Consider the following 26,614-nt stretch of genomic DNA (forward strand, 5'->3'; position numbering starts at 1 on the left):
GGGTCGTCGCGCCGGCTGGAAGGTACGCGGCCGCCCACCGGACGCGTGGCCGGGACCAGGTGTTGGACCATCACCTGGTCCCGGAACCTCGGCGGTCAGCCGCCTACGTGGATGCCGGGGCGGCGGGTGGGGTCGGGTTCGTGCTTGCGGATGATCTCGCGGGTGACGGGTGCGGTGTCGCCGCGGCCGAGGAGGAAGTAGCGGAACATGTGCTTGAGCGGGCTGCCCTCGGCCCAGGCGAAGTAGCAGTGCGGCTGGATGCCGGTGGTGTCGCGGAGGGCGAGCAGGATGGCGGCGATGGCGTTGGGCGCTGCCGGGGCTTCGGCGCGCAGGACGCGGTATCCGTCGACTTCGACGCCTCGCACGGTGAGGGTCTCGCTGAAGTCGGAGGGGTCGACGACGTCGATTTCCAGGAACAGCACGTCGGCCGGGGCGGGCACGGGATTGGTGCCGCGCTGCTCGCGCTCCTTGGCGCTGTATTCGGCGTGGTCACCGGCCTCACGGCGGTTGGCGATGATGTTTATGGCGTTGTCGTGGGCCAGGGTGTCGGTGATGAACCGACGGGCGGCGGCATCGAAGACGATACGGTCGGCGCGCAGTTCGGTGGTGCGGGAGACCCGGGAGACCAGCGAGACGATGATGATGCCCGCGATGAAGAAGCCCGAGATGGCGATGCCGTCGGGCTTGTCGATGATGTTGGCGCCCAGGGCGTAGAACAGGACGGCTGTGAGGAGGGCGAAGCCGATGGCGGTCGCGCGACGGCGACGGCGAGCGACGGAGACGGTGACGGCGAAGGCGAAGGCGCCGGAGACCATCATGGCCAGGATGCCGGTGGCGTAGGCACCCGCCTGGGAGTCCACGTCGGCGTCGAAGGCGATCGTGATGGCGATGCACACGGCGGTGTAGACGAGGACGACCGGTCGTACGGCACGCCCCCATTCCGGGGCCATGCCGTAGTCGGGCAGGTAGCGGGGGACGATGTTGATCAGTCCTGCCATGGCGGAGGCACCGGCGAACCACAGGATCAGGATGGTGCTGATGTCGTAGACGGTGCCGAAGGTCTCTCCGACGTGCTCATGGGCCAGCCAGGCCAGGGCGCGGCCGTTGGCGGCGCCACCCGGTTCGAACTCCTCGTGAGGGATGAGGACGGTGGTGACGAAGCTTGCGGACAGCAGGTAGACGCTCATGATGAGCGCGGCGGTGGTCAGCAGCTTGCGGGTGTTGCGAATGCGTGAGCGCAGGCGCTGCTTCTCATCAGCGCCTTCGGCGGCGACCAGCGGCATCATGCTGACCCCGGTCTCGAAGCCCGACAGGCCGAGCACCAGCAGGGGGAAGGCGAGCAGTGCCGGGCCCAGCAGGTCGCCCGGGCCACCTCCGCCTTCGACGAGGGCATCCGTCCACGCGGACCAGGCTCCCGGGGTGGTGACCACGTGTGCCAGGCCCACCGCGATCACGACGGCGTTCAGCACGAGGAAGACCGCGACCAGGGGGATGGCCACGCTGACCGCTTCGCTGAACCCGAGCAGGAACACTCCGCCGAGGACGAGCAGCAGCGCCACCGTGAGGGCGACCTCGTGGCCGTGCAGGGCCTGGGGGAAGAAGGGGTTCTCAACCACGTGCACGGAGGCGTCCGCGGTGGACAGCGTGATCGTGATGATCCATGACGTCGCCACGAAGCCGAGCAGGACCAGCACGAACAGCTTGCCCCACCAGAACGGCAGCAGGTCCTCCAGCATCGCCACCGACCCGGCCCCGTGCGGGCTCTCCTTCGCCACCCGCCGGTACATCGGCAGCATCCCGAGCAGAGTCAGCGCCACGATCAGCAGCGTCGCCAACGGCGATACGGCCCCGGCCGCCAGCGCGGCGATCGCCGGCACGTAGGCCAGACTGGAGAAGTAGTCCACCCCGGTCAGGCACATCACCTTCCACCAGGCGTGCGGCTCGCCGTGCCCCTCACCGGCCGCGGGTCCGACCGGCTGCACCTGGTGGTGCAGCATCCACCGGGCCACCTTGCCGGTCGGCTGCGCCCGCAGCGCGGGGCTCTCCACCACTTCCGGCACCGCAGGTCCGGTCTCGTCGTCCATATCCCCCATCGGCCTTTCCTGCCTGCTCAGCGCACCGGTCACGGATGCCGTCGCACTCACGGCACGATCCTCCGATGGGCCGGCCTGCATGCCACCACAGGCCGCCGGGACGGCACCCCTGGGGAGAATCCGGTCGCGTGAACGCGGCACGACCCCTGAAGACCCTGAAAACGTCATCCGTATTACGTGCCTGTCATGATCTCCCCCATGACCGCCGCGACCACCCTCCAAGTGCCCGGTTTTCCGGCGCAGTTCGCCCGTACCCGCCGCTTCTCGCTCGGCGTCCCCGGGGAGTTCGCCGTCTCCCCCGACGGCCGGCGGGTGCTGTTCGTGCGCACCGGTTCGGGGACCGACCCCGTCGGGCGGCTGTGGCTGTACGAGGACGGGACGGAGCGGCTGCTGGCCGACCCCACCGCGCTGGGCGCCGCGGAGGGCGAGGTGCCGGAGGCCGAGCGGGTGCGCCGGGAGCGCGCCCGAGTCACGTCCGGCGGGGTGACCGGCTACGCCGTGGACCGGCACGCGCGCGTGGCGGTGTTCGCGCTGGGCGGTGCCGTATGGGCGGTACGCACCGGCGGCGGCGCGCCGTGGCGGGTGCCGACGGCGGGGCCGGCCGTGGACCCGCGGCCGTCGCCGGACGGTTCGCTCGTCGCGTACGTGTCGGAGGGAGCCCTGCGCGTCGTCCGGACCGCCGACGGGGCGGAGGACCGGGCGCTGGCCGTGCCGGAGGGGCCGGAGGTGACGTACGGGCTGTCGGACCACGTGTCGGCGGAGTCGATCGGGCGGACGCGCGGGCACTGGTGGTCGCCGGACGGGGACGCCCTGCTGGTGGCACGCACCGACCACGCGCGCGTGGGCCGGTGGTACCTCACGGACCCGGCCGATCCGGCGAAGCCGCCGCGCGCCGTCCGCTACCCGGCCGCCGGCACGTCCAACGCGGAGGTGTCGCTGCACGTCGTCCGCCTGGACGGGCGGCGGACGCCCGTGCGGATGCCGGAGGCGGCGGACGCGGACGGCCATCCGCCGGGCGCCTGGACGGACACCCGGTTCGAGTACGTCACGGCCGCCGGCTGGGACGCCACCGGACCCTTCGCCGAGGTCCAGACCCGTGACCAGCGGACGGTCCAGTGGCTGGCGGTCGACCCCGCCACGGGCGGCACCCGCCCCCTGGCGGTCCGCCGCGACCCGGCCTGGGTGGCCCTCGCACCCGGCGTTCCATTCCGCACCGCCGGCGGGGCGCCGGTCCTCACCGGCGTACGCGACGACGTGCGCGGACTGCGCGTCGGTGACGTGCCGAGCCCGCCGGGGCTGCACGTGCGTGCCGTCCTGGGGGCGGTCGGCGAGCGGGTGTGGTTCACCGCCGGCGAGGACCCCGCCGAGACGCACGTGTGGGCGTACGACCCGGAAGGCGGGTTCGGCCGTGTCAGTCACGAACCGGGCGTGCACACCGCGGCGGTGGGCGGCGACACCGTGGTGCTGGACAGCCGGACGCCGGGAGGGCACACGGTGACCGTCCTGCACGGCGGTGAGCCGGCCGGGCGCATCGCCGTGCGGGCCGCGACGCCCCTGGTGATGCCCCGGCCCGTGCACCTGTCACTGGGGGCGCGGCGGCTCCGGGCCCACCTGCACCTGCCGTCGTGGCACAGGCCCGGTTCGGGCCGGCTGCCGGTGCTGTTGAGCCCGTACGGCGGCCACGGCGTGCAGCTGGCCGTGCGGGCGGGCGGGTGGCACGGCGCGGTGGCGCAGTGGTTCGCCGAGCAGGGCTTCGCGGTCCTGATCACCGACGGGCGCGGGACGCCGGGGCGCGGCCGGACGTGGGAGACCGCGGTCCACGGCGACCGGCTGACCGCGCCCCTGGAGGACCAGGTGGACGCGCTGCACGCGGCGGCGGGCCGCTGCCCGGACCTGGACCTCGGGCGGGTGGGCATCCGGGGCTGGTCGTACGGCGGGTACCTCGCCATCGGCGCCGTACTGCACCGCCCGGACGTGTTCCACGCGGCTGTGGCGGGCGCCGCCCCGACCGACCGCCGGCTCTACGACACGCACTGGGAAGAGCGTTTCCTCGGCCACCCGGACGTTCGGCCGGAACAGTACGACCGCTCCTCCCATGTGCCGCACGCACACCTGCTCACCCGGCCGCTGCTCCTGGTGCACGGGCTCGCCGACGACAACGTGGTGGCGGCGCACACCCTGCGCCTCTCCGCCGCGCTGCTGGCGGCCGGCCGGCCGCACAGTGTCCTGCCTCTGCCGGGAGCGACCCACCAGGTGACCCGTGAGGACATGGCGAGCGGTCTGCTGACGGCGGAGGTGGAGTTCCTGCGCGGGTCCCTGGGCGGCTGAACGCCTCCGGCCGTGCTCCCGTACTCCCCCACGACGCGTTGACCACCACGGAAGGGGTGCGGGACATGACCGGAGCGCAGGGGACCAGCGGAGCGGTGGGGCGCCGTGCCGTCGTCGCGGCGGCGGGTGGGGCCGGCCTGGCCGCGGTGCTCACCGCCTGCGGGGGATCGGACGCACCGGCGTCGTCCGTCGGCGACACACCGGCGGGCGGGAGCTCCGCGGGCGCGGCCGCCGGGGGCGGCACCGGGGCGGGGGCCGGGGGCAAGGTGCTGGCGAAGACGGCGGACATCCCCGAGGGCGGCGGCAAGGTCGTCGGCGACGTCGTGGTGACGCAGCCGGCGGCGGGCCAGTTCAAGGCCTTCTCGTCGAAGTGCACGCACGCGGGCTGCGCCGTCAAGGACGTCGCCGACGGGATCATCAACTGCCCGTGTCACGGGAGCAAGTTCGACGCGGGTGACGGCAGCGTCAAGGCGGGCCCTGCCACCGCTCCGCTCGCGGCCGCGTCCATCGTGGTGGAGGGCGACGCGATCAGGCTGGCGTGACACCGCCGCCGGCGGAGGGCGGGCGTACGACCTCCTCGCCGGCCCTCCCGCCCGGCCGCGGCCGCCGGCCACCCGTACCGACCACCTCCCGGGCCGCCTCGCCCGCCCCGGCCCTCCCGCCCGGCCGCGGCCGCCGGCCACCCGTACCGACCACCTCCCGGGCCGCCTCGCCCGCCCCGGCCGCTCACCCCGGACGACGGTCCCCGTCCCACCCGCTCGCGCGGGGCCCCCGCGGTGCTGTCGGTCGACAGGGCGTCAGTCGTGCTGGTGGTCGTCCCAGAAGGAACCGGTCCGGCGCCTTTCGTACGAGGCTTCGGCCCTCGCCATCCAGGCGTCGACGTCGGCCAATCTTCCCGCCGAACGCGGTGGCGCTCGGCTCGACCACTGGGCGGTCAGAGCTCGCCGCGGCGTGCGAGCTGCTTCAGCGCATTTCTGTCACTCCGCTAGAGGAGGCCGGTGCGCACGTGCTGCGTGAGGTGGTCGTGGATCTCGCGCAGCCACGGGGTGCGGACGGCCGGCAGCCGGGACAGGGTTCGTCGGAAGACTTCCCAGTCGATCCGGAACACGTCATGGACGTTCGGCGTGGGCGGGTCGTCGCGAAGGACGCCGTCGGGCATGGGACCCGATGAGGGGGCGGGCAGTTGCGGCTCGGGGAAGACCAGCCGGAGCCACACCCCGAACGGCAACGGGACCAAGCGCGCCGAAGTGGCCGGGGTCCATGCCTTCCCGGTCTGCGGGTGGGACGGCACGAGGAGGATGTCGGCGCCGTCGTGGGCCGGCTGTCCCGGTCCGGCCAGGACGGCGCGCCGCCTCGGCCCACCGGCCGGCAGCAGGGTGTCGAGGGCGCGTTGGAACATTGTTGCGGTCAGGCCGTCCGGCACGGCTACCGCCCGGCCTTCGGAGGCCACCAGGAGGTGGGCGAGCGCCTGCCCGGCCGCCGCCACCCACCGTGGGCTCCAGTGCCACCGGTCGCTCGCCCGGAACGGCTCTCCCCACGAGGCGATCGGCTCGGACGGGGGCACGCCGGCCCCCTCCGCGAGCAGATCCGCCCAGGACGACAGCCCGGCGTCGGCGCCTTCGACGGGAAGGCGGCGCACGGCGTCCGGGGCGAGCCAAACGGCCTGCCAGAGCGAGCAGTCGTCGACCCTGCTCGCCACGAGAAGACCGCACGCCGCGCAGGCCATGTTGGGGCCGTCACCCCCGTCGAAGCCACAGCAGGCGCCGCCGCGCTTCTCCGGGACCAGCACGGCGCCACGGGTGTCCCCCGGTGCGATGACAACCGCGCCGGACACGCCGTCGGACAGGGCGTGGACCGGCGCGTGGGCGCCGCGGGCAGCCGCCTCGTCCGGATCGATCTCCTCCCACCTTCGCCACGGCGGCCCCCAGGGCTCCGGTTCCACGGCGAACGTCCCCGATTCCATGAGCACCGGGAGCTGAAGCCCGTTCCCGTACTTCTGGCGAGCGTGGGCCGGCAGGGCGACCTGGGACAACGGGGCGGTCAGCTCGGAGCCACACCGCACACACACGAAAACGAACAAACGTCCTCCGCTCGGGAAACAGGGGCATCGTCGCAGCTCCGTGGCAGACCGGCCAACGTGTTTCCCCTTCGCTGTGGGGCCGAAGCACAGCCACGACGCTGAGCATCACCGTTCGAATCCTCGGCGGGCTCCAGTGCCTCCCCAAGTGGTGAACCTCCGCTGTCCGTTCTCGCGGACGGAGCCAGGCGGTGACGGCTCTGATCGACGTGGTGTCCGAGTCGTCCCCGTCGGTCAGTTCCGCCTCTCGAATCCCGCCAGCAGTCCGCGGGGGTCGAAGGTCACCCGGATCCGGGTGACCTTCCCGTCCTCCACATGCATCCAGTTCGCCGTCGGTGCAGGCGGCGCAACGCTGGTGTGCAGGTCGAACCAGGTGATCACCTCATCGCCCTCCGCCACGCGCACCTTCACGTCGATCTTCTCCAGCACCCGACCGAGCCCCTTCAACCCGGCGAGCGCCTCCTCAATCCCCGACGCCGTTCCCAGCGCTCCGACGAAGTCGACATCCTCGGCCAGCACCCCCCGCAGAACTGCGAAGTCGCCCTCCTCCCAGGCGGTGAAGTAGGTCTCGGCAAGCTCTCGCGCAGTCTTCGTCCTGGTCATGCCTCCATCCTCCGGTCGGCCCGCTCCATCCGTCCAACAGATAGTGGAGATGGCTTCTATCATCACTGAATATGGAGATACACCAGCTGCGCTACTTCGCCGCGGTCATGGACGAGGGCACCTTCACCGCCGCCGCCCATCGCCTGCACGTCAGCCAGTCCGGCATCAGCACCCAAGTGGCCAAGCTGGAGCAGGAACTGGGCCAGCAGCTGCTCGACCGCTCCGGGCGTCGGGTCCGCCTCACCCCGGTCGGCGAGGCCGTTCTCCCTCTCGCGAAGAACGCCCTCGCCACGTTCGAGGCCATCCGGCACACCGCCGCCGAGTTCGCCGATGCCGTCCGCGGCCGGGTCCGTCTCGGCATGATCATGGGCTGCTCGATCCCGGCTTTCCTCGACACCGTCGCCGACCTCGGACGCACCCACCCCGGCATCGAGCTCAGCCTTCACGAGGGCTACTCCGACGGCCTCCAGACCCAAGTCCTCTCCGGCTCCCTCGACCTGGCCCTGATCGGTTACGCCGGCGATGTCGCCCCGGGCCTGGAGGTGGGCGTCGTGATCGACGAGCCGATCATCACCGTCGTCCCGGCCGGGCACCCTCTCGACGGGAGGGAGCTGCGCCTCGCCGACCTCCGGGGGGAGAAGATCCTCTGCCTCTCCCCGGGCACCGGCATCCGTGCCGCCTACGAGGACTCCTGCCACAGGGCCGGCCTCGCCCCGCGCGTGGACATCGACGCCAGTTCCCCGGACACCCTGCTCCGCCTCGCCGAGCGCGGTGCCGGCGCCGCCGTTCTCAGCGCCTCCTCCGCACAGGGCACCGGCCTGCGGACCGTTCCGCTCACCGACGCCGCCACGCACGCCCGGCTCGGACTCATCACCCGCCGAGGCCGGCACTCCCCCGCCGTAGAGCTCCTGCGCACCAGGCTCCTCGACGCTCTGCGAGCCGCCCAGGTACGCACGCCGAATCCTTCCGTCGGAGCGCGACCCGGTGAGCCGGGCCACGCGGGGCGAGCGTTCGGCGGGCAGGCGGTGTCCCGTCCCACGGACAAGCCATGACCTTGCGGACCGTTGCGCCGGGCGGGGGCAGCGCCCATGATTCCTGGCAGCGCATCAGGAGGAGGGGTTCCATGGCGGTCGCCCAGCGGCGGGGCCGGCGCATCATGATGTCCGGGCCGGAGCTCGACGCGTACCTCACCGGGCAGCGGACCTGCCGGGTGGCGACCGTGTCGCCCGACGGCCGGCCGCACGTCGGCGCCCTGTGGTTCGCCTGGGACGGGACGTCGTTGTGGCTGTACTCCCTGACGCGCAGCCGGCGCTGGGCGGACCTGCGTCGCGACCCGCGCATCGCGGTCGTGGTCGACGACGGGGAGGAGTACGGCGAGCTGCGGGGCGTGGAGTTGTCCGGCACGGCGGTCACGGCGGGGGAAGCGCCGCGCTCGGGCGAGCCGTGCCCCGAACTGGAGCCGGTGGAGGCGCTGTTCGCCCGCAAGTACTTCGGCACCGACGCGATGCCGCACGACGGACGCCACGCGTGGCTGCGCCTGATCCCGGACGCGGTCGTCTCCTGGGACTTCCGCAAGCTGCCCTGACCGGCCGAGCCTCCCCGAGCCGCCTCGGGCCCGTCAGCTGCCGGCTGCCTTCCCCGCCTCGCGCAGCGCCTCCACCACCGCCCTGATCGACGGCCGCCGGTCGGCGTCCGCCCGCCACACCGCGTAGATGTGCCGCCGCATCTGGTGGCGTACGGGCACGAGGGCGACGCCCTCCGGGACGGCTCCGCGCCCGAGGCGGGGCGTGACGCAGACGCCGAGGCCCGCCCGGATGAGCGCCAGCTGCGTGTGGTGCTCCCCGGCGAGGTGCGCGATGCGCGGCTCGACGCCCTGGGAGCGCAGGGTGAACATCAGCCACTCGTAGCAGAACTCGCCCTCCGGCCAGGACACCCAGTCCTCGTCGGCCAGCTCCTCCAGGTCCAGCTCCGCGCGCCCGGCGAGCGGGTGGTCCGCCGGCAGGGCCACGTCGGCGGCGTCGTCGAGCAGCTCCGCCCTGGCCAGCCCGGCAGGCACGGGGAGCCGCTTGTTGCTCCAGTCGAGCACGACCGCGAGGTCCATGTCGCCGCGCATCACCTTGCGGACGCCGTGCTCGGGCTCCAGTTCGCTGGTGCGGACGACCAGATCGGGGTGGTCCTCCCGCAGCGCGGTGATGGCGGCGGGGAAGAGCCCACGCGCCGCCGTGGGGAACCCGGCCAGCCGGACCTCGCCCACCACCTGGCCGCGCTGGGCCTCGATGTCCGCCTGCGCCAGCTCCACCTGGGACAGGATCCGCGCCGCGTGGTCGGCCAGCAGCAGCCCCGCGTCGGTCAGCCGCACGCCGCGCCCGTTCTTGGCGACGAGCTGCTGGCCGACCTCCCGCTCCAGTTTGGCGAGCTGCTGGGAGACCGCCGAGGTCGTCACGTGCAGACCCTCCGCCGCACCGCTCACCGAGCCGTGGCGGGCGAGGGCGTCAAGGGTGCGCAGGCGCTCCAGGTTCAACATGTAAGCAATGCTAAGCGAATGGCGTCAGGAATTCTCGCTTGTTCTACGACGTACGGCGGGCCAAGGTGGTCGTCATGAGCACCGCGACCGCACCGTCCGACCCGTCGTCCCCCGCGTCCCCCGCGTCCCCCGCCCCATCGGCCTCCCCTCCGTCACCCGCCTCGCCCGTCGCGCCCGTCGCGCCCGGTCCCGGCGCCGCCGCCACGACGACCGCGCCGCCCGCGCGCCGCCGCGCGGTCGACTGGCGTGTCCGCTTCGCCGTGCTCTCCCTGGTCTGGGGCTTCAGCTTCCTCCTCATCAAGGTGGGCACCACGGCCTACGCTCCCTTCCAGGTGACCTTCGGCCGCCTGTTGTTCGGCACGGCGGTGCTCGCCGTCGCCATGGCGGTGCAGCGCGCGAAGCCGCCGCGCGGCGCCCGCACCTGGGGACACCTCGCGGTGGCGGCGTTCTTCCTCAACGCCCTGCCGTTCTCGCTGTTCGCGTACGCCGAGCTCACCATCCCCTCGACGCTGGCCGGCATCTGCAACGCCACCTCCCCGCTGTGGGGCATGGTCCTGTCGATGGTCGCACTGTCCGAGGACCGCCCGACGCGCCGCCGCGTGGCGGGGCTCGGCATCGGCTTCCTCGGCGTCCTGACCGTGCTCGGGGCGTGGCAGGGCTTCTCCGGCCTGGACGCCAGGGGCACCGCGATGGCGCTGCTGGCCTCGCTCAGCTACCCCGTCGGCTGGATCTACGTCCGCCGCACGCTCGCGGGCCGCAGCGAGTCGCACCTGTCGCTCACCGGGGCGCAGCTCTTCCTGGCCACGCTGCAACTGGCCGTTGTCACCCCGCTGTTCACCACGTGGCCGGCCGCCTTCCCGGTCGTGCCGCTGCTCGCGGTCGTCGCGCTCGGGGCGCTGGGCACCGGCCTGGCGGTTCTGATCCAGTACGGGATCGTCGCCGAGGTCGGCCCGACGACCGGCCAGATGGTCACGTACTTCATCCCGGTCATCGCCACCGCCGCCGGGGTCACGCTCCTCGGCGAGGCACTGACGTGGAACACCCCGGTCGGGGCACTGGTCGTGCTGGCCGGGGCGGCCCTCACGCAGAGCCGCCCGAGGTCCGGCGGGTCCCGTCAGCCGTAGCTGCGCCCCTCCACCGGCCCCACCGCCGCCGCGACCGCGTCGGCGAGCGGCTCCAGGTCCGCGGGTGGCAGGCCCGAGACGGTGATCCGTACGCCCGGTCCGGCCGCCAGCCGGAACCGGGCCCCCGGCGCCACCGCCCACCCGGCCTGGAGCAGGCGGGTCACCGTCCCGGTCTCGTCGGCCACCGGCACCCAGACGTTCATGCCGCTGCGCCCGTGCGCCGCGACGCCCCGCCGCGCCAGGGCCGCCACCAGCGCGTCCCGCCGCAGTGCGTACGCCGCCGCCACGGCCCGCGCGTCCACCGCGCCGGTCCGCCACAGGTGCACGACGGCACGCTGCAGCAGACGGCTCACCCAGCCGGGCCCGAGGTTCTGCCGGCCCAGCACCCGGTCGACGGTGACCGCGTCGCCGGTCAGCACCGCGACCCGCAGATCGGGCCCGTACGCCTTGGCGACCGAACGCACCAGCGCCCAGTGGTCGGTCACGCCCGCGAGCGGATGCAGCGGCGCGTCCACGAACCCGTGCCCGTGGTCGTCCTCGATGAGCAGCACGCCCGGGTGCGCGGCCAGCACCCTCCGCAGCTCCGCGGCCCGCGCGGCGCCCACCGCCGCCCCGGTCGGGTTCTGCGCCCGGTCGGTCACGATCAGGGCCCGCGCCCCGGCGTCGCGCACCGCCCGCTGGACCTCCCCGGGCAGCGGGCCGTCGTCGTCGAGGGCGACCGGCACGGGCCTCAGCCCGAGCGCCGGCACCAGGTCGAGGAGGGCGGCCCAGCCGGGGTCCTCGACCGCCACGGCGTCACCGGGCCTCAGATGGGCGGAGAGCACCCGCTCGATGGCGTCCAGCGATCCGGACGTGACGGCGACCGGCCCGTCCGGCACGCCGTCGGCGTCCAGCGCCGCGCGGGCGAGCCGGGCGAAGTCCTCGTCCACCGGGGCCTGCCCGTAGAGCCCGGGCTCGGCGGCCTCGTGCCGGGCGGCGGCCGCCAGCGCGTCGCCGAGCGGGGGCAGCAGGGCCGGGTCGGGGTTGCCCTCCCCCAGGTCGCGTACGCCCGCGGGGGCGTCGATCCGGAGGGAGCCGCGCGCGGTCGTCGCGGGGCGCGGCCGCACCCGGCTGCCTCTGCGCCCGGCCGTCTCGATCACCCCGCGCTCGCGCAGGGTGCGGTACGCAGCCGCGACCGTGTTGGGGTTGACCCCCAGCGAGGCCGCCAACTCCCGCATGGGGGGCAGCAGTTGGCCCGGCTCCAGCTCCCCGGAGCCCACTCCCCGCTCGACGCTCGCGGCGATCTCCGATGCGCGACGCCCGACGATCCGATACTCTCCTAGCACAAACCAGATTATGCACTAGTGCAATGGAGAGCGCAATGCCGGGGACCGAGACCGCCTACCAGCCCACCGACCGCACCGTGCCGACCCGCTCCCGGGACCGCGCCGCCTACGACCGGGACCTGGTGCACGCGATACTCGACGAGGCGTACGTCTGCCACCTCGGCTTCGTCCGGGACGGCGCGCCGGTCGTGCTGCCCACCCTCTACGGCCGCGTGGGCGAGCGTCTGTACGTGCACGGGTCCACCGGCTCCCGCCCGCTGCGCATGGCGGGCCAGGCGGACCCGGGCCTGCCGGTCTGCCTGACCGTCACCCACGTCGACGGGCTGGTGCTGGCCCGATCCGCCTTCCACCACTCCATCAACTACCGCTCGGTCGTCGTCCACGGCATCGCCCACCAGGTGACCGACCCCGACGAGAAGCGCACCGCGCTCGACGCCCTCGTCGACCACGTCGTCCCCGGCCGCTCCGCCGACTCGCGTCCCGCCGACGCCAAGGAGCTGGCCGCGACCGCCGTCCTGCGCCTGGACCTGGACGAGGTGTCCGCCAAGCTCAGGACCGGCGGCCCCCACGACGAGCCGGAGGACCTCGGGCTTCCGCACTGGGCCGGGGTCGTACCGGTGAGGACGGCCTACGGCACCCCGGTCCCCGCCTCGGACCTGGGGCCGTCGACCCCCGTTCCGGGATACGTCACCGCCCTCTGACAGCCGCACCCGGCACCGGCGCCCGCACACCCCGGATACGACGAGCCCCCGGAGACGACCGCCGGCAGGCCCCGGATACGACGCCCCGCGGGGACGACCGCCGGCACGCCCCGGATACGACGCCCCGCGGGGACGACCGCCGGCAGGCCTCCGGGTCCGGCGGGCACCCGGGATCAGGCCGGCGCCTCCGCCCGCCGCCTGCCCACCGCACCCCGCGCCTCCGCGGCGGCCAGCCCGACGACGGCCGTGAGCAGCAGCAGCGTCCCGAGCACCGTCGCCCCGGTCAGCCGCTCGCCGAGCACCGTGACCGCGATGACGGCCGCGCTCACCGGCTCCAGCAGCATGATCACGGAGACGGTCGCGGCGCGCACCACGGCCGCGCCGGCGAAGTACAGCGCGTACGCGAGCGCGGTCGGCACGGCCGCCACGTACACCAGCAGCCCCACCACCTTCGCCAGTTCGGCGGTGTGCGGGACCAGCCCTTCGGAGGCGGCCATCGGCAGCAGTCCGACGGCGCCGACCGCGAAGGCCCAGGTGCTCGTGGCCAGCGCGTCACCGCCTCCGCCGTCCCTCCCGAGCCACCGCGTCAGCAGGGTGATCCCGGCGTACCCGGCGGCCGACAGCACCGCCAGGGCCACCCCGGCGGGCCGTACGGCGACACCGCCGCCGCCGAGTACCAGCACGACGAGCCCGGCCAGGGCGCCCGCGACCGCGACGGCCCCGCCCCGCCCCAGCCGCTCGCCCATGGTGAGCCGTGCGCCGAGCGCGATGAGGACGGGCCCGGCGCCCAGGGTGACGACCGTGGCGACCGCGAGGCCGGTCGCCTCGACGGCGGCGAAGTAGGCGCTCTGGAAGAGGGCGAGCCCGGTGCCCGTACCGAGGACGCGCAGCGCCCTCCGCCGGCCGGACTCGACCGTCCGCGCGACGCGGCGACGGCGCACCGCCAGTACGCCGAGGAGCAGCACCAGGCCGCCGACGCAGCGCCAGAACGACAGGGCCAGGGGGCCGAGATCGCTGACCAGGAACACCAGTGAGGCCGCCGCCCCGGCGGTTCCCCAGGCGACCCCGGCGACGATCAGGTAGAAGAGGCTGCGCCCGACGGGCACAGCGGAGATGTGCGACACGTGACTTCTCCGTACGGCAACAGACGGATGAGGGGCCGTTCGACTGCGCACGCGGGCAGCGACGAGCCACCCGGGGACTGCCCGGGCCGGTCTGCGTCAGGAGTCGGTGGTGCCGCCCGCGTTACGCGGCGGGCGGCGGAAGTACGGTCGCATGCATGGTCGCGACCTTACGGGGCGGCGCGCCCGGCCGACAACTCGCCCTCGGCGGGCACCTGCTCCGATCCGGCCACCGGGCCCGCCGGCGCCCTGGGCGTCGACGACTGGGCGATGAAGGCGCCCACCAGGACCACCGCACCGCCCAGGATCTGCGGCCCGGACAGGTGCTCGTCGAGCAGCACCCAGGCCAGTACGGTCGCGATGACCGCTTCGAGGCAGGCCACCACGCCGGCCACCTGCGGGGAGAGCCTTCGGACGGCGATGACCCCGGTGACGTACGCCAGGACGGTGGCGATCAGCACGATCCAGCCGAGCAGCAGCCACGCCGGAGCGGTCGTTCCGCCCATGTCGGCGGTGCCGGCGAGCACCGATCCGTCCATGGTCCAGGGGCGCGCCACGGCGGTGAGCACGAGGGAGCCGATGAGCAGGCCGTAGGCGATGACACCCAGCGGGTCGACCGGGTCGGCCTCGTCGCTGCCCTGGTCGGACAGGACGAAGTAGCCGACCTGGCAGCAGGCCGCACCCAGTGCGAGGACCAGCCCGAGGAGGTCGAAGCTCAGCCCGGACCACACCTCCACGACGCAGGCGAGCCCTCCGACGGCGAGGACCACCCCGACCCCGGCGGCGCGCGTCACGGGCCGCCGCTGCACGAAGCGCACCCACCCGAGCACCAGCGCGGGGGCCAGGTACTCGACGAGCAGGGCGACGCCGACGGGGATGCGGGAGATCGCCGCGAAGTAGCAGGCCTGGACACCGGCGACCGCGAGGAGGCCGAAACCGGCGAGCAGGGCCGGTTTGCGGCGCAGCAGGGCGCGGTGCCGCCATGCCACGGGCAGCATGACGAGCGCGGCGCCGGTCACCCGCAGCCACACCACGTGCAGCGGGTCGAGCCCCGCCTCGATCAGCGGCTTCGCCGCGACGCCTGATCCACCGAATGCGAACGCCGAGGCCAGGGCGAGTCCCAGGCCGGCGCTTCTCCCCTGAGACGCGTGCATCGGCACATCATGGCAGGGGCCCGTCAGGAGCGTAAAGCCCGTGACACCTGTTGAGACGACTCGGCGACGCCGGGCGTCACCCGGCCGGCCCGGCCGGGACATGACGGTCCGTCAGCGTTGCGGGAGGGGCGCGCTTGTGCGCGCGTCCGACCGCGGCGGCGGCACGCGCCCGGGCGAGGTCCGACCGGAACCGACGCGACGCCACCGGCACGCTCCTCAGCGGTCCCACCGCAGCCGACGCCGCCCCGCCGGCACCCGCCTCGCTGCCGCACCGCGCACCGGCACACCGCGCACGGACGCGCACGCATCGCCTCAGCCCGCCACCGGCCACTCCCGGACACCGCCCGCCGCCCACCACCCCCAAACACGCCGGACGCCCGTCCGCTCCCCGACACCCCCGACTCAGTGACGGCCCCGGGCCCCGCGGTGCGTACAGCGGGGCCCGGGGCGGTGTTCGGGCGGCGTTCGGCCAGCGCCCGGCCGGCGACGCGTCAGTGCTCGTCGGCGAGGATGAGGTAGAGCTTCTTGCGGGCGTCGTTGATGACGGCGAGAGCCTTCTGCCGCTGGTCGGCGTCCCCCGTCTTCCAGACCTGCCCGAACGCCTCCAGCAGACCGAAGCCGGCCTGCCGCACCTCGTGCAGGGCCTCCCGGTCGACACCGTGCCCGGCGTCCTCCCACGGGGCGTCGGCCACCGCCTCGGCCTCCGTGCGCCCGCCGTCGGTGAGCGTGAACAGCTTCTTGCCGCCCTCGCTCCGGCTGGCGATGAGCCCCTCGTCCTCCAGCAGCTGAAGGGTCGGGTAGACCGAGCCCGGGCTGGGACGCCAGGCGCCGTCGGTGCGTTCGGCGATCTCCTGGATCATCTCGTAGCCGTGCATCGGGCGGTCCTTCAGCAGCGCGAGGATCGAGGCGCGGACATCACCGCGCCGCGCCCGGCCCCGGCCGCCGCCCCGGCCCCGCCCGCCACCGAAGGGGCCGCCCGCGAACGGGCCGCCGCCGAACCCGGGGCCGAACGGGCCGAAGGCGCCCCGCCGCCCCTCGAAGTCACCCGGGCGCTCGCCGCCCCAGCCGCGACGGCCGGGACCACAGTTCCTCTGCGTACGCATGTCGCACGCCCCCTTCGTCATCGTAAGGACATCTTTGATCGGTCGCGATGCATCAACGATATATCGGAACCGTTCGCCGAACAAGTCCCGGAAGACCCGCCGGCCCGGATCGGTCCACCCGGCCGCGATTGGCCTTGGTCACGGCGGTGGCCCCGCCCCTACGGTCGGCTCATGCGGATTCGAATCGTCGACGCCTTCACCGACCGCCCCTTCTCCGGAAACCCGGCCGGGGTCGTGCTGCTGGACGCCTTCCCGGACGACCACTGGCTCCAGAAGGTCGCCGCGGAGGTCAACCTCTCCGAGACGGCCTTCGCCCACCCGCTGCCCCCGGGCGGCGGGGCCGACTGGGCACTGCGCTGGTTCACACCGGTCGCCGAGGTCGACATGTGCGGCCACGCCACACTCGCCACCGCGCACGTCCTCCACACCACCGGCCGCGCGACCGGCACCGTCCGCTTCACGGCGCGGTGCGGGATCCTCTCCGCCACCGCCGCCGACGACGGCTCCCTCACCATGGACTTCCCCACTTCCACACTGGAGGCCGTCCCCGCGCCCGAGGGACTCGCCAAGGCGCTCGGCGCCGAGGTGCTCGGCGTCCACGACACCGCCGCGCACATCGGGGACCTCCTGGTCGAGTTGCCCGACGAGCAGTCGGTGCGGTCCCTCGCGCCCGACCTCGCGGCCCTGGCCTCCATGTCGGAGCGCGGCATCATCACCACCGCCGCCGCGGAGCACCCGGGGCGCGACTACGACTTCGTCTCCCGCTGCTTCTTCCCGGCCCTCGGCATCGACGAGGACCCGGTGACGGGCAGCGCGCACACCGCGCTCGCCCCCTTCTGGTCGGCCCGCCTCGGCCGCACCGAGCTGACCGGCCTGCAGGGCGGCGTCCGCACCGGTCTGGTGCGGACGACGCTGCTCGGTGAGCGGACGCTCCTGACCGGCCGCGCCGTGACGGTCATCGAGGGGGATCTGCTGGCCTGACCGGGACGGCGGCTCGGCGGCACGACGTCGCGACGGCAGTCACGCCGATGGGGCGTACGGAAGGTTCCGTACGCCCCCTTCGGCGTGACCGCCGACTTTATGACCGCCTCACGCCGTGGGCAGCCACCCCACCCGGCCCGCGAGCAGCGCGTAGCCGACGAACGCCACGATGTCGAGCAGCGCGTGCGCCACGACCAGGGGCCCGACCCGCCCCCACCGCCGGTACAGCAGCACGAAGACCGCGCCCATCACCATGTTGCCGATGAACCCGCCGATGCCCTGGTACAGGTGGTACGAACCGCGCAGCACCGAGCTCGCCATCAGCGCCGCCACGGGGCTCCACCCCAACTGGTCCAGCCGCCGCAGCAGGTACCCGACGACGATGACCTCCTCCAGCACGGAGTTCTGCACCGCCGACAGGATCAGTACCGGGTACTTCCACCACACATCGGGCAGCGCCTCGGGCACCACCGTGAGGTTCGCCCCGCCGGCCCGCGCGGCCAGGTAGAACGCGAGGCCCGCGCTGCCGATGCCGGCGGCCACCAGCGCCCCGCGCCCCAGATCCGGCCACGGCCTGGTGCGGTCGAACCCGATCGCCCGCATCCCGGCGCCCTCCCGCATCAGCAGGTGCGCCACCAGCACGACGGGCACCAGCGCGCTGGCGATCCCGAAGAGCTGCCAGGCCAGGTCGAGCCAGGGGCGCCCGGGGGCGTACGAGCCGTTGAGCGTCGCCGCCTGCTCCTTCAGGCCGCCCGGCTTCGTCAGCGAACCGATGAAGCTGATCAGCGCCGAGACCCCGCTCGCTCCGAGGGAGAGCGCCAGGACGATCAGCGTCTCGGACCGCAGGGTCCGCACCTCCACGCCCTGAGCGGGAAGAGATCCAGCCACGTACGCGCACACCTGCCTCGGTCGACCGCCATGGGTGTCACAGCTTGCCCGACGACCGCACCGCGTACCCAGCCGGGGCCGACCCGCCCCCGCTCCCGGCGCCCCGGCGCCCCGGCGCCCGCTCAGCCCTCCAGGTGCGCCCCCGGGTGCCCGGGGAAGCCGACCGGCCAGGTGTGCACGGGATTCCCCTGCCGCATCAGCCGGCAGTACTGACGGGTCGTCGCGGCCAGCGCCGCCTCCCGGCCGAGCCCCGCCTCCAGCGCCCGGTGGAACGTCTCCACCTGCCAGGACGCGCCGTTCACCCGGCGCTTGCACCGCTCCTCGACGATGCCCAGGTACCGCTTGCGGTCGGAGCGCTCCACGCCCCAGGCGTCGAGGCCCGCGGCGGCGAGCGGCAGCAGTTCGTCCCGGACCAGCTTCACCGCCGGCACCGTGGTGACCCCGCCGCCCCGCCCCGGCCGGGGCCAGCGCAGCTCCGCATCGATGCCGTACCGGCAGGCGGCGTCGAAGTTGGCGGCGGCGTCCTCGAACGAGAGCCGCTTCCACACGGGCCGGGGCTCCTCGGCGAGGGCGCGGACCAGGCCGTAGTAGAACGCGGCATTGGCGAGGACGTCGTCGATGGTGGGCCCGGCCGGCAGCACCCGGTTCTCGACGCGCAGGTGCGGCACGCCGTCCACCACGCCGTACACCGGCCGGTTCCAGCGGTAGACGGTGCCGTTGTGCAGGGCGAGCTCCTGCAGATTCGGGACCCCGCCCTCGTCGATGACGCGCAGCGGCTCCTCGTCGTCGCAGATCGGCAGCAGGGCGGGGAAGTACCGGACGTTCTCCTCGAAGAGCTCGTACGCCGAGGAGATCCACCGCTCCCCGAACCAGGTGCGCGGCCGCACCCCCTGCGCCTGCAGTTCCGGCGGGCGGGTGTCCGTGGCCTGGGTGAACAGGGGCGGCCGGGACTCGCGCCACAGCTCGCGGCCGAAGAGGAAGGGCGCGTTGGCACCCACCGCGATCTGGACGGCCGCGACGGCCTGCGCGGCGTTCCACACGTCGGCGAACCGCTCGGGCGTCACCTGGAGGTGGAGCTGCACCGAGGTGCACGCCGCCTCGGGGACGATGGAGCTCGCCGTGCAGCTGAGCCGCTCCACCCCCTCGATGTCGAGGGTGAAGTCCTCGCCGCGCGCGGTCACGATCTCGTCGTTGAGCAGCCGGTAACGGTCGACGTCCGAGAGGTTCCCGGACACCAGGTCGTCCTGCGAGAGCGTCGGCAGAATACCGATCATCACAATGCCGGCATCGACCTCCTGCGCCTTGCGGTGCGCGTACGCGAGGCCCGTCCGCAGTTCCTCGGCGAGCTGGTCGAAGACCCGCCCGCCGAGCCGGTGCGGGGCGATGTTGACTTCCAGGTTGAACATTCCCAGTTCCGTCTGGAAATCCCGGCTCGCGATGCGTTCCAGCACTTCGGCATTCATCATCCGCGGCATGCCGTCGGCACCCGCCAGATTCAGCTCGATCTCCAGACCCACGAGATTCCGTGGCCGGTCGAACCTCTTGTCGGCAAGGAGTCGCTCAAGTCCCGTCAGGCACTCCTGGAGTTTCCTGCGGTACCTCTGCCGATCGGACAGGTCGAAACCACCTGCCGCGATCTTCTCCCCCATCGAAGCGTCCCTCCTCGAGTGGGCGGCGCGCGGCGTCGTCCGCCCGCGTCACGGACGATAATGCCCAGCCGGACTGATCTGTAACGCCCGCGCGGACAGGGCTTGGGCGGTAGGCTGGATACATTGTTTGTCCGGCACATTCCGGAGGCATGGGGCAGCGGGCAGTTACCGGCGGCGGGGAGTCGTCACGACGGCCCGGAGCGGCCTACTCCGTCGGCCTGAACGGTGACGCCATTCGGCCTACCGCGATCCGGGCAGCGGCGCAGGCGGCAGGCCTGCGGTCACGGGAAATCCACAGAAACGCCGCATTTCAAAGACGCGTTTACGCCTTGACGGTAATATCGCCGACGGCTAGCGGAAACATTGCGTGAACACGCGTCGTATAAACTCCGCGAACGAGGCAGAGAGTCGAGTCCGGCCACGGCCCACCCGGCCCCCTCCGGCACCCTCTGACCCCGACGCCGACACTGCTGTCCGCACCTCCTCCTCCGCATCACCCTGTCTCTTGACTGAGAGGCGACCCACCATGCCGCTGCACGTGTCCCCTGCCCCCGCGCCTGCCCTGCGCAGTGTCCTCGCGGCCCTCGGCTCCCCCGCCGTCCGCGAGGCCCACACCCCCGCTCTCCGGTCCGTCCAGGGACCGCTGAGCCCCGAACTCCCGCTGCCCCTGCACGTGCTGGACGTCCGCGACCCCGTCGCCCCGCCCGCCGGCGGGCCGCGCACCCGACTGGCCGGCTGGCGGTTCCTGATCCGCGGCGGCGAGCGTCCGGTGGCGGCGGCGGACACCGTCCTCACCCCGGACGGCTGGGCCTTCTCCCACTTCTTCGAGGGCCCCTACCTCGCCTCCACCGAGCGGGCGGTGCGCCAGGCGGAGTCGATGGGGACCCGCTACCAGCCGCGCCTGCTGTCGGTGCCCGACCTGTACATGCTCACGCTCTGGCTGCACGGCGACACCGGAGCCGATCCGGCCACCGGGGCGCCCGCCCCGGCGGACCTCCTGGTCCCGCTCGCCCCCGCGCCCCCCGGGATCGCCCCGCACCTGCCGTACCGGGTCGCCGACCTGCTGCCGGTGCTGACGCTGCGGCTGGTTCCGCCGCCGCTGCTGGAGTCAACGGCGTGATGACCGCCCCCGTCCGTTCGGACTAGCCCGGTAAGGCCATCCCGAACCACCCGAAGGGACAGGGGGGTTGAGCTGAACCATCCGCGCGGGTGACACGTCATTAAGCAGTAGGAAGCGCTGCCGCGAAATCCCTGCGGATTGACGCCGGTGGGGCAACACTGGGAAAGGACCGACCGACAAAACGGGGGGCGGCCATGAACACCGCATCGAGCCGCAGGACACACACCACACCGCAGCGAAAGAACCGACCCATGTGCCAGCACCAGCCAGCCTGTCCGACCGCCGACTCCGCCGACAGGGAGGCGGCCCGCCTGGTGGCCCACCACCCGGAACAGGGCTGGAGCCTGCTGTGCAACGGCGTCCTGCTCTTCGAGGACACCGGTGAACTGCTGCCGGACGGCCAGATCATCGCGCCGCACCGGCCGCTGAGCGCCGCGAAGGTAGCGACGGCCGCCTGAGGCACCGCGGAGAACCACCCGCACCACCCCACGAGCACCGCCCGCACCAAACGCACCACCGCGCCACCGCACCACCTGCACGATCCGAACGCACCGCACGAACCGCACGCGCCGCACGGCGAAGGGCCGGTACGGAGTCCGCCTCCGTACCGGCCCTTCGCCATGACCGTCAGTTGTCGTACTCGTCCAGCGGCGGGCAGGAGCACACCAGGTTGCGGTCGCCGAACGCACCGTCGATGCGGCGCACCGGCGGCCAGTACTTGTCCGCGGCCGAGACGCCGGCCGGGAAGACCGCCTCCTCACGGCTGTACGCGTGCGACCACTCGCCGCCCAGCGCGGCGGCCGTGTGCGGGGCGTTGCGCAGCGGGTTGTCGTCCGCCGGCCACTCGCCCGACGCGACCTTCTCGACCTCCGCGCGGATCGCGATCATCGTGTCGCAGAACCGGTCCAGCTCGGCCAGGTCCTCGCTCTCGGTCGGCTCGATCATCAGCGTGCCGGCCACCGGGAACGACATGGTCGGCGCGTGGAAGCCGTAGTCGATCAGGCGCTTGGCGATGTCGTCGACGCTGACACCGGTCGCCTTGGAGATCGGGCGCAGGTCCACGATGCACTCGTGGGCGACGAGCCCGGCCGGGCCGGTGTAGAGCACCGGGTAGTGCGGCTCCAGGCGCTTGGCGATGTAGTTGGCCGCGAGGACGGCCACCTGCGTGGCCCGCTTGAGGCCCTCGCCGCCCATCAGCCGGACGTACGCCCAGGAGATCGGCAGGATGCCGGCCGAGCCCCACGGAGCGGCCGAGATCGGGCCCACGCCCGTGTCCGGGCCGGCGCTCGGCTGGAGGGGGTGGTTGGGCAGGTACGGGGCGAGGTGCTCGCGCACACCGACCGGACCGACGCCGGGGCCGCCGCCGCCGTGCGGGATGCAGAACGTCTTGTGCAGGTTCAGGTGCGAGACGTCGCCGCCGAAGTGGCCGGGCTTGGCCAGCCCCACCAGCGCGTTGAGGTTGGCGCCGTCCACGTACACCTGACCGCCGGCCTCGTGGACCTGCGCGCAGATGTCGGCGACGTGCTCCTCGAACACACCGTGCGTGGACGGGTAGGTGATCATCAGGACGGACAGCTCGTCGTGGTACTGCTCGATCTTGGCGCGCAGGTCCTCGACGTCGATCTCGCCGTCGTCGGCGGTCTTGACGACCACGACCTTCATCCCGGCCATCACGGCGCTGGCCGCGTTGGTCCCGTGCGCGGACGAGGGGATCAGGCAGACCGTGCGCCCGGTGTCGCCGTTGGCGCGGTGGTAGGCGCGGACGGCGAGCAGACCGGCCAGCTCGCCCTGCGAACCGGCGTTGGGCTGGATGGAGACCTTGTCGTAGCCGGTGACCTCGGCGAGGCGCTCCTCCAGCTCACGGATCAGGGTCAGGTAGCCCTGCGCCTGGTCGACCGGCGCGAAGGGGTGCATGTGGCCGAACTCCGGCCACGTCACCGGCTCCATCTCGGTGGTCGCGTTCAGCTTCATGGTGCAGGAGCCGAGCGGGATCATGCCGCGGTCCAGCGCGTAGTCGCGGTCGGCGAGCTTGCGCAGGTAGCGCAGCATCGCGGTCTCGGAGCGGTGGGCGTGGAAGACGGGGTGCGTGAGGTACGCGTCGGTGCGCAGGCGCGCCTCGGGCAGGACGTCGGCGGTGCCGGCGTCCAGCGCCTCGATGTCGCCGCTCACGCCGAAGGCGCCCCACACGGCGGCGATCTGGGCGCGGCCGGTGGTCTCGTCGCAGGCGGCCGAGACGTGGTCGGCGTCGACGAGGCGCAGGTTCACCCCGTTCTCGCGGGCGGCGGCGACGGCCTCGGCGGCCTTGCCGGGCACGCGCACGGTCACGGTGTCGAAGAAGGAGTCGTGGACGACCTCCACGCCACCGGCACGCAGGCCCTCGGCGAGGACGACGGCGTAGCGGTGGACGCGCCGGGCGATCTGCCGGAGGCCGTCGGGGCCGTGGTAGACGGCGTACATGCCGGCCATGACGGCGAGCAGCACCTGCGCGGTGCAGATGTTGCTGGTGGCCTTCTCGCGGCGGATGTGCTGCTCGCGGGTCTGCAGGGCGAGGCGGTACGCCTTGTTCCCGTCCGCGTCGACGGAGACGCCGACGAGCCGGCCCGGCAGGCTGCGGGCGAACGTGTCGCGCACGGCCATGAAACCGGCGTGCGGGCCGCCGAAGCCCATCGGCACGCCGAAGCGCTGGGTGGTGCCCACCGCGATGTCGGCGCCCAGCTCGCCGGGCGAGGTGAGCAGGGTGAGCGCCAGCAGGTCGGCGGCGACGGTGACGATCGCGCCCAGCTCGTGCGCCTGGTCGATGACGGCCTTGATGTCCCGGACGGCACCGGAGGCACCGGGGTACTGCAGCAGCACGCCGAAGACACCGCGCTCGGCGACCTCGGCCGGGATGCCCTCGCTCAGGTCGGCGACGACGACCTCGACGCCGGTCGGCTCGGCGCGGGTCTCGATGACGGCGATGGTCTGCGGCAGGGCGTCGGCGTCGACCAGGAAGACGCCGTTCTTGACCTTGCCGACGCGGCGGGCCAGGGACATGGCCTCGGCGGCGGCGGTGCCCTCGTCGAGCAGGGAGGCGCCGGAGGTGGGCAGACCGGTCAGGTCGGCGACCATGGTCTGGAAGTTGAGCAGCGCCTCCAGGCGGCCCTGGGAGATCTCCGGCTGGTACGGCGTGTACGCGGTGTACCAGGCCGGGTTCTCCATGACGTTGCGCAGGATGACCGGCGGGGTGAAGGTGCCGTAGTAGCCGAGGCCGATCATCGGCGCGAGCACCTGGTTGCGGTCGGCGAGCGAGCGGAGCTCGGCCAGGACCTCGGCCTCGGTGCGCGCGTCGGGCAGACCGAGGGCCCCGGCGCTCTTGATCACGTCCGGCACCGCGGCGGCGGTGAGCTCGTCGAGCGATCCGTAGCCGACCTGCGCCAGCATCTTGGCGCGGGCCTCGTCGTCGGGCCCGATGTGCCGCTGCTCGAACGGGATGCCCTGTTCGAGTACGGAGAGCGGAATGCGGTTGGCGGTCATGCGGAGGCCTCCTGGTCGATACGACCTGCGAGGGGCACCACGGCGCGGGTGCCCGGACGGCCTCCCCCTCTGTCATCTCAACCTGAGAGCTTCACCGGGCCTCCCCGAGAACGGGACGGACCGGCTTTCACCGTCGGTGAGAGCGGATGCCGTCCGACGCCCGCCCTGCTTTCCAGAGTGACCTCATCCGTGCGGTACCGGGTGCCTGAGAGATTCCGGGGAGGATTTGCTCCTTCGGCGCCTCCGAAAGGTTTCTCCGGAGGACTCTCCCGCACGGGGTCAGCGGCCGTCTGCCAGCCTACCAGCGCGGTCCCCGACCGATCCCTCGAGTGGCCGACGTCACCGATGTGCACTTTCGTAGTGCTTAAGAGCGGTTGCGAGCAGATGGAGGGACCGTGCAGACCGATATCGATCCGCGCAGCCTGATCGGCCGCAAGGCCTTCGACCGCAACGGCCACAAGATCGGAACCGTCGACGAGGTCTACCTGGACGACGCCACGGGCGCACCGGAGTGGGCCGCCGTCCGGACGGGCCTGTTCAGCCGCGACGCCTTCGTCCCCCTGGAGCCCAGCGACGTGGCGGACGACGGACTGCACGTCCCCTTCGACCGGGCCCTGATCAAGGACGCCCCCGACTTCGGAGTCGGCCGCCACCTCTCGCCCGAGCAGGAGCTCCAGCTCTACCACCACTACGGTCTGGCGCTCCCGCCTCCCCCGTCCTCGGACCGGGACTTCGGCAGGCTCGCCGGCCAGGAGGACTGACCCGCCACCAGCGGCAGCGGATCGGACGGTTCCAGCTCCGGATCGTCGGCGCGGAACGTCCGCACCCGCCCGGGCGCCGCCGACCACGGCTCCTCGAACCGCACCGTCACCCGCCCCAGCCCGCTGCCCTGCACCCACCCGGCGCCGTACTCGGCGTGCCGCACGTCCTGGCCGGCCGCCCACCGCCGCTCCTCGCCCTCCGGCTCGCTCCGCCCGGCGGCCGCGGCCACCGCCTGCCCGTCCGGCGCACCCGCTCCCCCGGTCCCCGTGCCCCCCGGGCCCCCGGCCCCGGCAGGAACCGCCGGTACGACGGCGGCGCCCCCGGGCGAGCGCTCCTCCTCCGCCCCGTCCCCGCCGTGCGCACCGCCCGGCTCCGCTCCCGACGCCTCGGCCGCCTCCGCCTCCGCGGCCGCCCGTTCCGCCGCGGCCTGGGCGAACAGGTCCTCCTGCGTGTAGTCGGCCAGGCCCGTGACACCGACGCCCAGCAACCTCACCCCGCCGGTGGTGTCCACCGCCTCCAGCAGCCGCGCCGCCGCCTCCCGCACCACCACGGGGTCGTCCGTCGGGCCCCGCAGCGTCTCGGACCGGGTCAGCGTCGAGAAGTCGTAGCGCCGCACCTTCAGCACCACCGTCCGCCCGGACCGCCCCGCGCCCCGGAGCCGCTGGACGCACCGCTCGGCCAGGCGCTCCACCTCGATCCGCACCCGCAGCCGGTCGTGCAGGTCCACGTCGAAGGTGTCCTCCACGGACACCGACTTGGCGTCCCGCTCCGCGACCACCGGCCGGTCGTCGTACCCCCTGGCCATCCGGTACAGCGACTCCCCGTGCGCCTTCCCCAGCAGCCGTACGAGCTCGTCCTCGCCCGCCCCGGTCAGGTCCGCCACCGTCGTCATCCCGGCCCGCCGCAGATGCTCGCCCGTGGCGGGACCCACCCCCGGCAGGATCCGCACCGACCTGGGCCCAAGCAGCTCCCGCTCCGTGCCCGGCTCGATGAGGACCAGTCCGTCCGGCTTGGCCTCCTCGGAAGCGATCTTCGCGATCATCTTGGACCCGGCCAGCCCCACCGACCCGGTGAGCCCCGTGACCGCGCGGATGTCCGCGCGCAACCGCTCACCCGCCTCGCGCGCCGTGGCCGCGTCCCGCGCCGAGCCCCCGGCCTCCAGGTCAACGAAGGCCTCGTCGAGGCTGAGCGGCTCCACGAGCGGGGACAGCCGCCGCAACAGCTCCATGACCTGCTCGCTCACCGCCCGGTACAGCGAGAAGCGGGGCACCAGATACGCGGCGTTGGGCGCCAGCCGCCGCGCCTGCGCCATCGGCATCGCCGAGTGCACCCCGAAACGCCGGGCCTCGTACGACGCGGTGGCGACGACCCCGCGCGGCCCCAGCCCACCGACCACCACCGGTTTCCCGCGCAGGCTCGGCTTCGCCGCCTGCTCGGCGGCCGCGAAGAAGGCATCCATGTCCAGATGCAGGATGGTCGGGGCGGATCTCACATCACCGATGCTGCCCTACGCCACTGACAATCGCCCCGCACGCCGATGTGCCCCGC

The 26,614-nt window shown here is 73.5% G+C and carries 22 protein-coding genes and 1 riboswitch; of the genes, 10 read left to right on the plus strand and 12 right to left on the minus strand.

What is annotated here, in order from left to right; genetic code table 11:
• Positions 1 to 95: 95 nt before the first annotated feature.
• The gene (locus tag A4V12_RS10395; protein WP_064068971.1) at positions 96 to 2,093 is read right to left on the minus strand and encodes an APC family permease; all 1,998 of its coding nucleotides are present in this window, start codon (positions 2,091 to 2,093) and stop codon (positions 96 to 98) included.
• A 198-nt stretch (positions 2,094 to 2,291) separates the two neighbouring features.
• Between A4V12_RS10395 and A4V12_RS10400 the strand changes: the two genes are divergently transcribed.
• Both A4V12_RS10400 and A4V12_RS10405 read left to right on the plus strand, forming a co-directional pair.
• On the plus strand, positions 2,292 to 4,421 hold the full coding sequence (locus tag A4V12_RS10400; protein WP_064068972.1) for a S9 family peptidase: 2,130 nt from the start codon (positions 2,292 to 2,294) through the stop codon (positions 4,419 to 4,421).
• A 65-nt stretch (positions 4,422 to 4,486) separates the two neighbouring features.
• Entirely contained in the window at positions 4,487 to 4,963 is a 477-nt protein-coding gene (locus A4V12_RS10405) for a Rieske (2Fe-2S) protein (protein WP_064068973.1), read from the plus strand.
• Between the two features lie 443 nt (positions 4,964 to 5,406).
• Here the strand turns inward: A4V12_RS10405 and A4V12_RS10410 are convergent, their stop codons facing one another.
• Together A4V12_RS10410 and A4V12_RS10415 are read right to left on the minus strand one after the other, a co-directional pair.
• The gene (locus A4V12_RS10410) at positions 5,407 to 6,501 is read right to left on the minus strand and encodes a hypothetical protein (RefSeq protein WP_064068974.1); all 1,095 of its coding nucleotides are present in this window, start codon (positions 6,499 to 6,501) and stop codon (positions 5,407 to 5,409) included.
• A 231-nt stretch (positions 6,502 to 6,732) separates the two neighbouring features.
• Complete coding sequence (locus A4V12_RS10415) at positions 6,733 to 7,101, minus strand: nuclear transport factor 2 family protein (RefSeq protein WP_064068975.1); 369 nt, start codon at positions 7,099 to 7,101, stop codon at positions 6,733 to 6,735.
• Between the two features lie 71 nt (positions 7,102 to 7,172).
• Between A4V12_RS10415 and A4V12_RS10420 the strand changes: the two genes are divergently transcribed.
• Entirely contained in the window at positions 7,173 to 8,153 is a 981-nt protein-coding gene (locus A4V12_RS10420; RefSeq protein WP_064068976.1) for a LysR family transcriptional regulator, read from the plus strand.
• A 71-nt stretch (positions 8,154 to 8,224) separates the two neighbouring features.
• A complete protein-coding gene (locus A4V12_RS10425; RefSeq protein ID WP_064068977.1) occupies positions 8,225 to 8,686 on the plus strand; it encodes a pyridoxamine 5'-phosphate oxidase family protein in 462 nt (153 codons plus the stop codon).
• 33 nt (positions 8,687 to 8,719) lie between these two features.
• On the opposite strand, the gene A4V12_RS10430 is transcribed toward A4V12_RS10425, so the two are convergent.
• A complete protein-coding gene (locus tag A4V12_RS10430; protein ID WP_064068978.1) occupies positions 8,720 to 9,625 on the minus strand; it encodes a LysR family transcriptional regulator in 906 nt (301 codons plus the stop codon).
• A 74-nt stretch (positions 9,626 to 9,699) separates the two neighbouring features.
• Between A4V12_RS10430 and A4V12_RS10435 the strand changes: the two genes are divergently transcribed.
• Positions 9,700 to 10,749 (plus strand): DMT family transporter, encoded by a 1,050-nt coding sequence (locus A4V12_RS10435; protein WP_199831257.1) that lies wholly within the window; start codon positions 9,700 to 9,702, stop codon positions 10,747 to 10,749.
• Here A4V12_RS10435 and A4V12_RS10440 read toward each other — a convergent pair.
• Positions 10,740 to 12,074 (minus strand): aminotransferase class I/II-fold pyridoxal phosphate-dependent enzyme, encoded by a 1,335-nt coding sequence (locus A4V12_RS10440; RefSeq protein WP_064068980.1) that lies wholly within the window; start codon positions 12,072 to 12,074, stop codon positions 10,740 to 10,742. The genes A4V12_RS10435 and A4V12_RS10440 overlap by 10 nt on opposite strands.
• A 23-nt stretch (positions 12,075 to 12,097) precedes the next feature.
• Here A4V12_RS10440 and A4V12_RS10445 point away from each other — a divergent pair, with 23 nt between their 5' ends.
• Entirely contained in the window at positions 12,098 to 12,775 is a 678-nt protein-coding gene (locus tag A4V12_RS10445; RefSeq protein WP_079136955.1) for a pyridoxamine 5'-phosphate oxidase family protein, read from the plus strand.
• A gap of 173 nt (positions 12,776 to 12,948) precedes the next feature.
• Here the strand turns inward: A4V12_RS10445 and A4V12_RS10450 are convergent, their stop codons facing one another.
• The 3 genes from A4V12_RS10450 to A4V12_RS10460 form a co-directional block, all read right to left on the minus strand.
• A complete protein-coding gene (locus A4V12_RS10450; RefSeq protein ID WP_064068982.1) occupies positions 12,949 to 13,899 on the minus strand; it encodes a DMT family transporter in 951 nt (316 codons plus the stop codon).
• A gap of 167 nt (positions 13,900 to 14,066) precedes the next feature.
• A complete protein-coding gene (locus A4V12_RS10455; protein WP_064068983.1) occupies positions 14,067 to 15,050 on the minus strand; it encodes an EamA family transporter in 984 nt (327 codons plus the stop codon).
• A 491-nt stretch (positions 15,051 to 15,541) separates the two neighbouring features.
• Positions 15,542 to 16,153 (minus strand): PadR family transcriptional regulator, encoded by a 612-nt coding sequence (locus tag A4V12_RS10460; RefSeq protein WP_064068984.1) that lies wholly within the window; start codon positions 16,151 to 16,153, stop codon positions 15,542 to 15,544.
• Positions 16,154 to 16,324: 171 nt separating this feature from the next.
• On the opposite strand from A4V12_RS10460, the gene A4V12_RS10465 reads away from it, so the two are divergent.
• A complete protein-coding gene (locus tag A4V12_RS10465; RefSeq protein ID WP_064068985.1) occupies positions 16,325 to 17,134 on the plus strand; it encodes a PhzF family phenazine biosynthesis protein in 810 nt (269 codons plus the stop codon).
• Between the two features lie 108 nt (positions 17,135 to 17,242).
• Here the strand turns inward: A4V12_RS10465 and A4V12_RS10470 are convergent, their stop codons facing one another.
• Both A4V12_RS10470 and A4V12_RS10475 read right to left on the minus strand, forming a co-directional pair.
• A complete protein-coding gene (locus A4V12_RS10470) occupies positions 17,243 to 18,022 on the minus strand; it encodes a CPBP family intramembrane glutamic endopeptidase (RefSeq protein WP_064068986.1) in 780 nt (259 codons plus the stop codon).
• A gap of 122 nt (positions 18,023 to 18,144) precedes the next feature.
• Positions 18,145 to 19,671 carry a glutamate-cysteine ligase family protein gene (locus A4V12_RS10475; protein ID WP_064068987.1) on the minus strand — a complete coding sequence of 509 codons (1,527 nt, stop codon included), beginning with the start codon at positions 19,669 to 19,671 and terminating at the stop codon, positions 18,145 to 18,147.
• Between the two features lie 526 nt (positions 19,672 to 20,197).
• Between A4V12_RS10475 and A4V12_RS10480 the strand changes: the two genes are divergently transcribed.
• On the plus strand, positions 20,198 to 20,791 hold the full coding sequence (locus A4V12_RS10480; RefSeq protein WP_064068988.1) for a hypothetical protein: 594 nt from the start codon (positions 20,198 to 20,200) through the stop codon (positions 20,789 to 20,791).
• A gap of 251 nt (positions 20,792 to 21,042) precedes the next feature.
• Positions 21,043 to 21,249, plus strand: coding sequence for a DUF5999 family protein (locus A4V12_RS10485; protein WP_064068989.1), 207 nt, complete (start codon positions 21,043 to 21,045; stop codon positions 21,247 to 21,249).
• A 169-nt stretch (positions 21,250 to 21,418) separates the two neighbouring features.
• On the opposite strand, the gene gcvP is transcribed toward A4V12_RS10485, so the two are convergent.
• Positions 21,419 to 24,304, minus strand: a complete 2,886-nt coding sequence (gcvP, locus tag A4V12_RS10490) for an aminomethyl-transferring glycine dehydrogenase (RefSeq protein WP_064068990.1) — start codon at positions 24,302 to 24,304, stop codon at positions 21,419 to 21,421.
• A 182-nt stretch (positions 24,305 to 24,486) separates the two neighbouring features.
• Positions 24,487 to 24,586, minus strand: a riboswitch (glycine riboswitch).
• A gap of 113 nt (positions 24,587 to 24,699) precedes the next feature.
• Here gcvP and A4V12_RS10495 point away from each other — a divergent pair.
• Entirely contained in the window at positions 24,700 to 25,065 is a 366-nt protein-coding gene (locus A4V12_RS10495) for a PRC-barrel domain-containing protein (RefSeq protein ID WP_064068991.1), read from the plus strand.
• Here the strand turns inward: A4V12_RS10495 and A4V12_RS10500 are convergent.
• A complete protein-coding gene (locus A4V12_RS10500) occupies positions 24,993 to 26,558 on the minus strand; it encodes a DNA polymerase IV (RefSeq protein WP_064068992.1) in 1,566 nt (521 codons plus the stop codon). The genes A4V12_RS10495 and A4V12_RS10500 overlap by 73 nt on opposite strands.
• Between the last annotated feature and the right edge of the window lie 56 nt (positions 26,559 to 26,614).

Origin of the sequence: Streptomyces noursei, from assembly GCF_001646665.1 — a bacterium.
Classification (GTDB): domain Bacteria; phylum Actinomycetota; class Actinomycetes; order Streptomycetales; family Streptomycetaceae; genus Streptomyces; species Streptomyces lavendulocolor.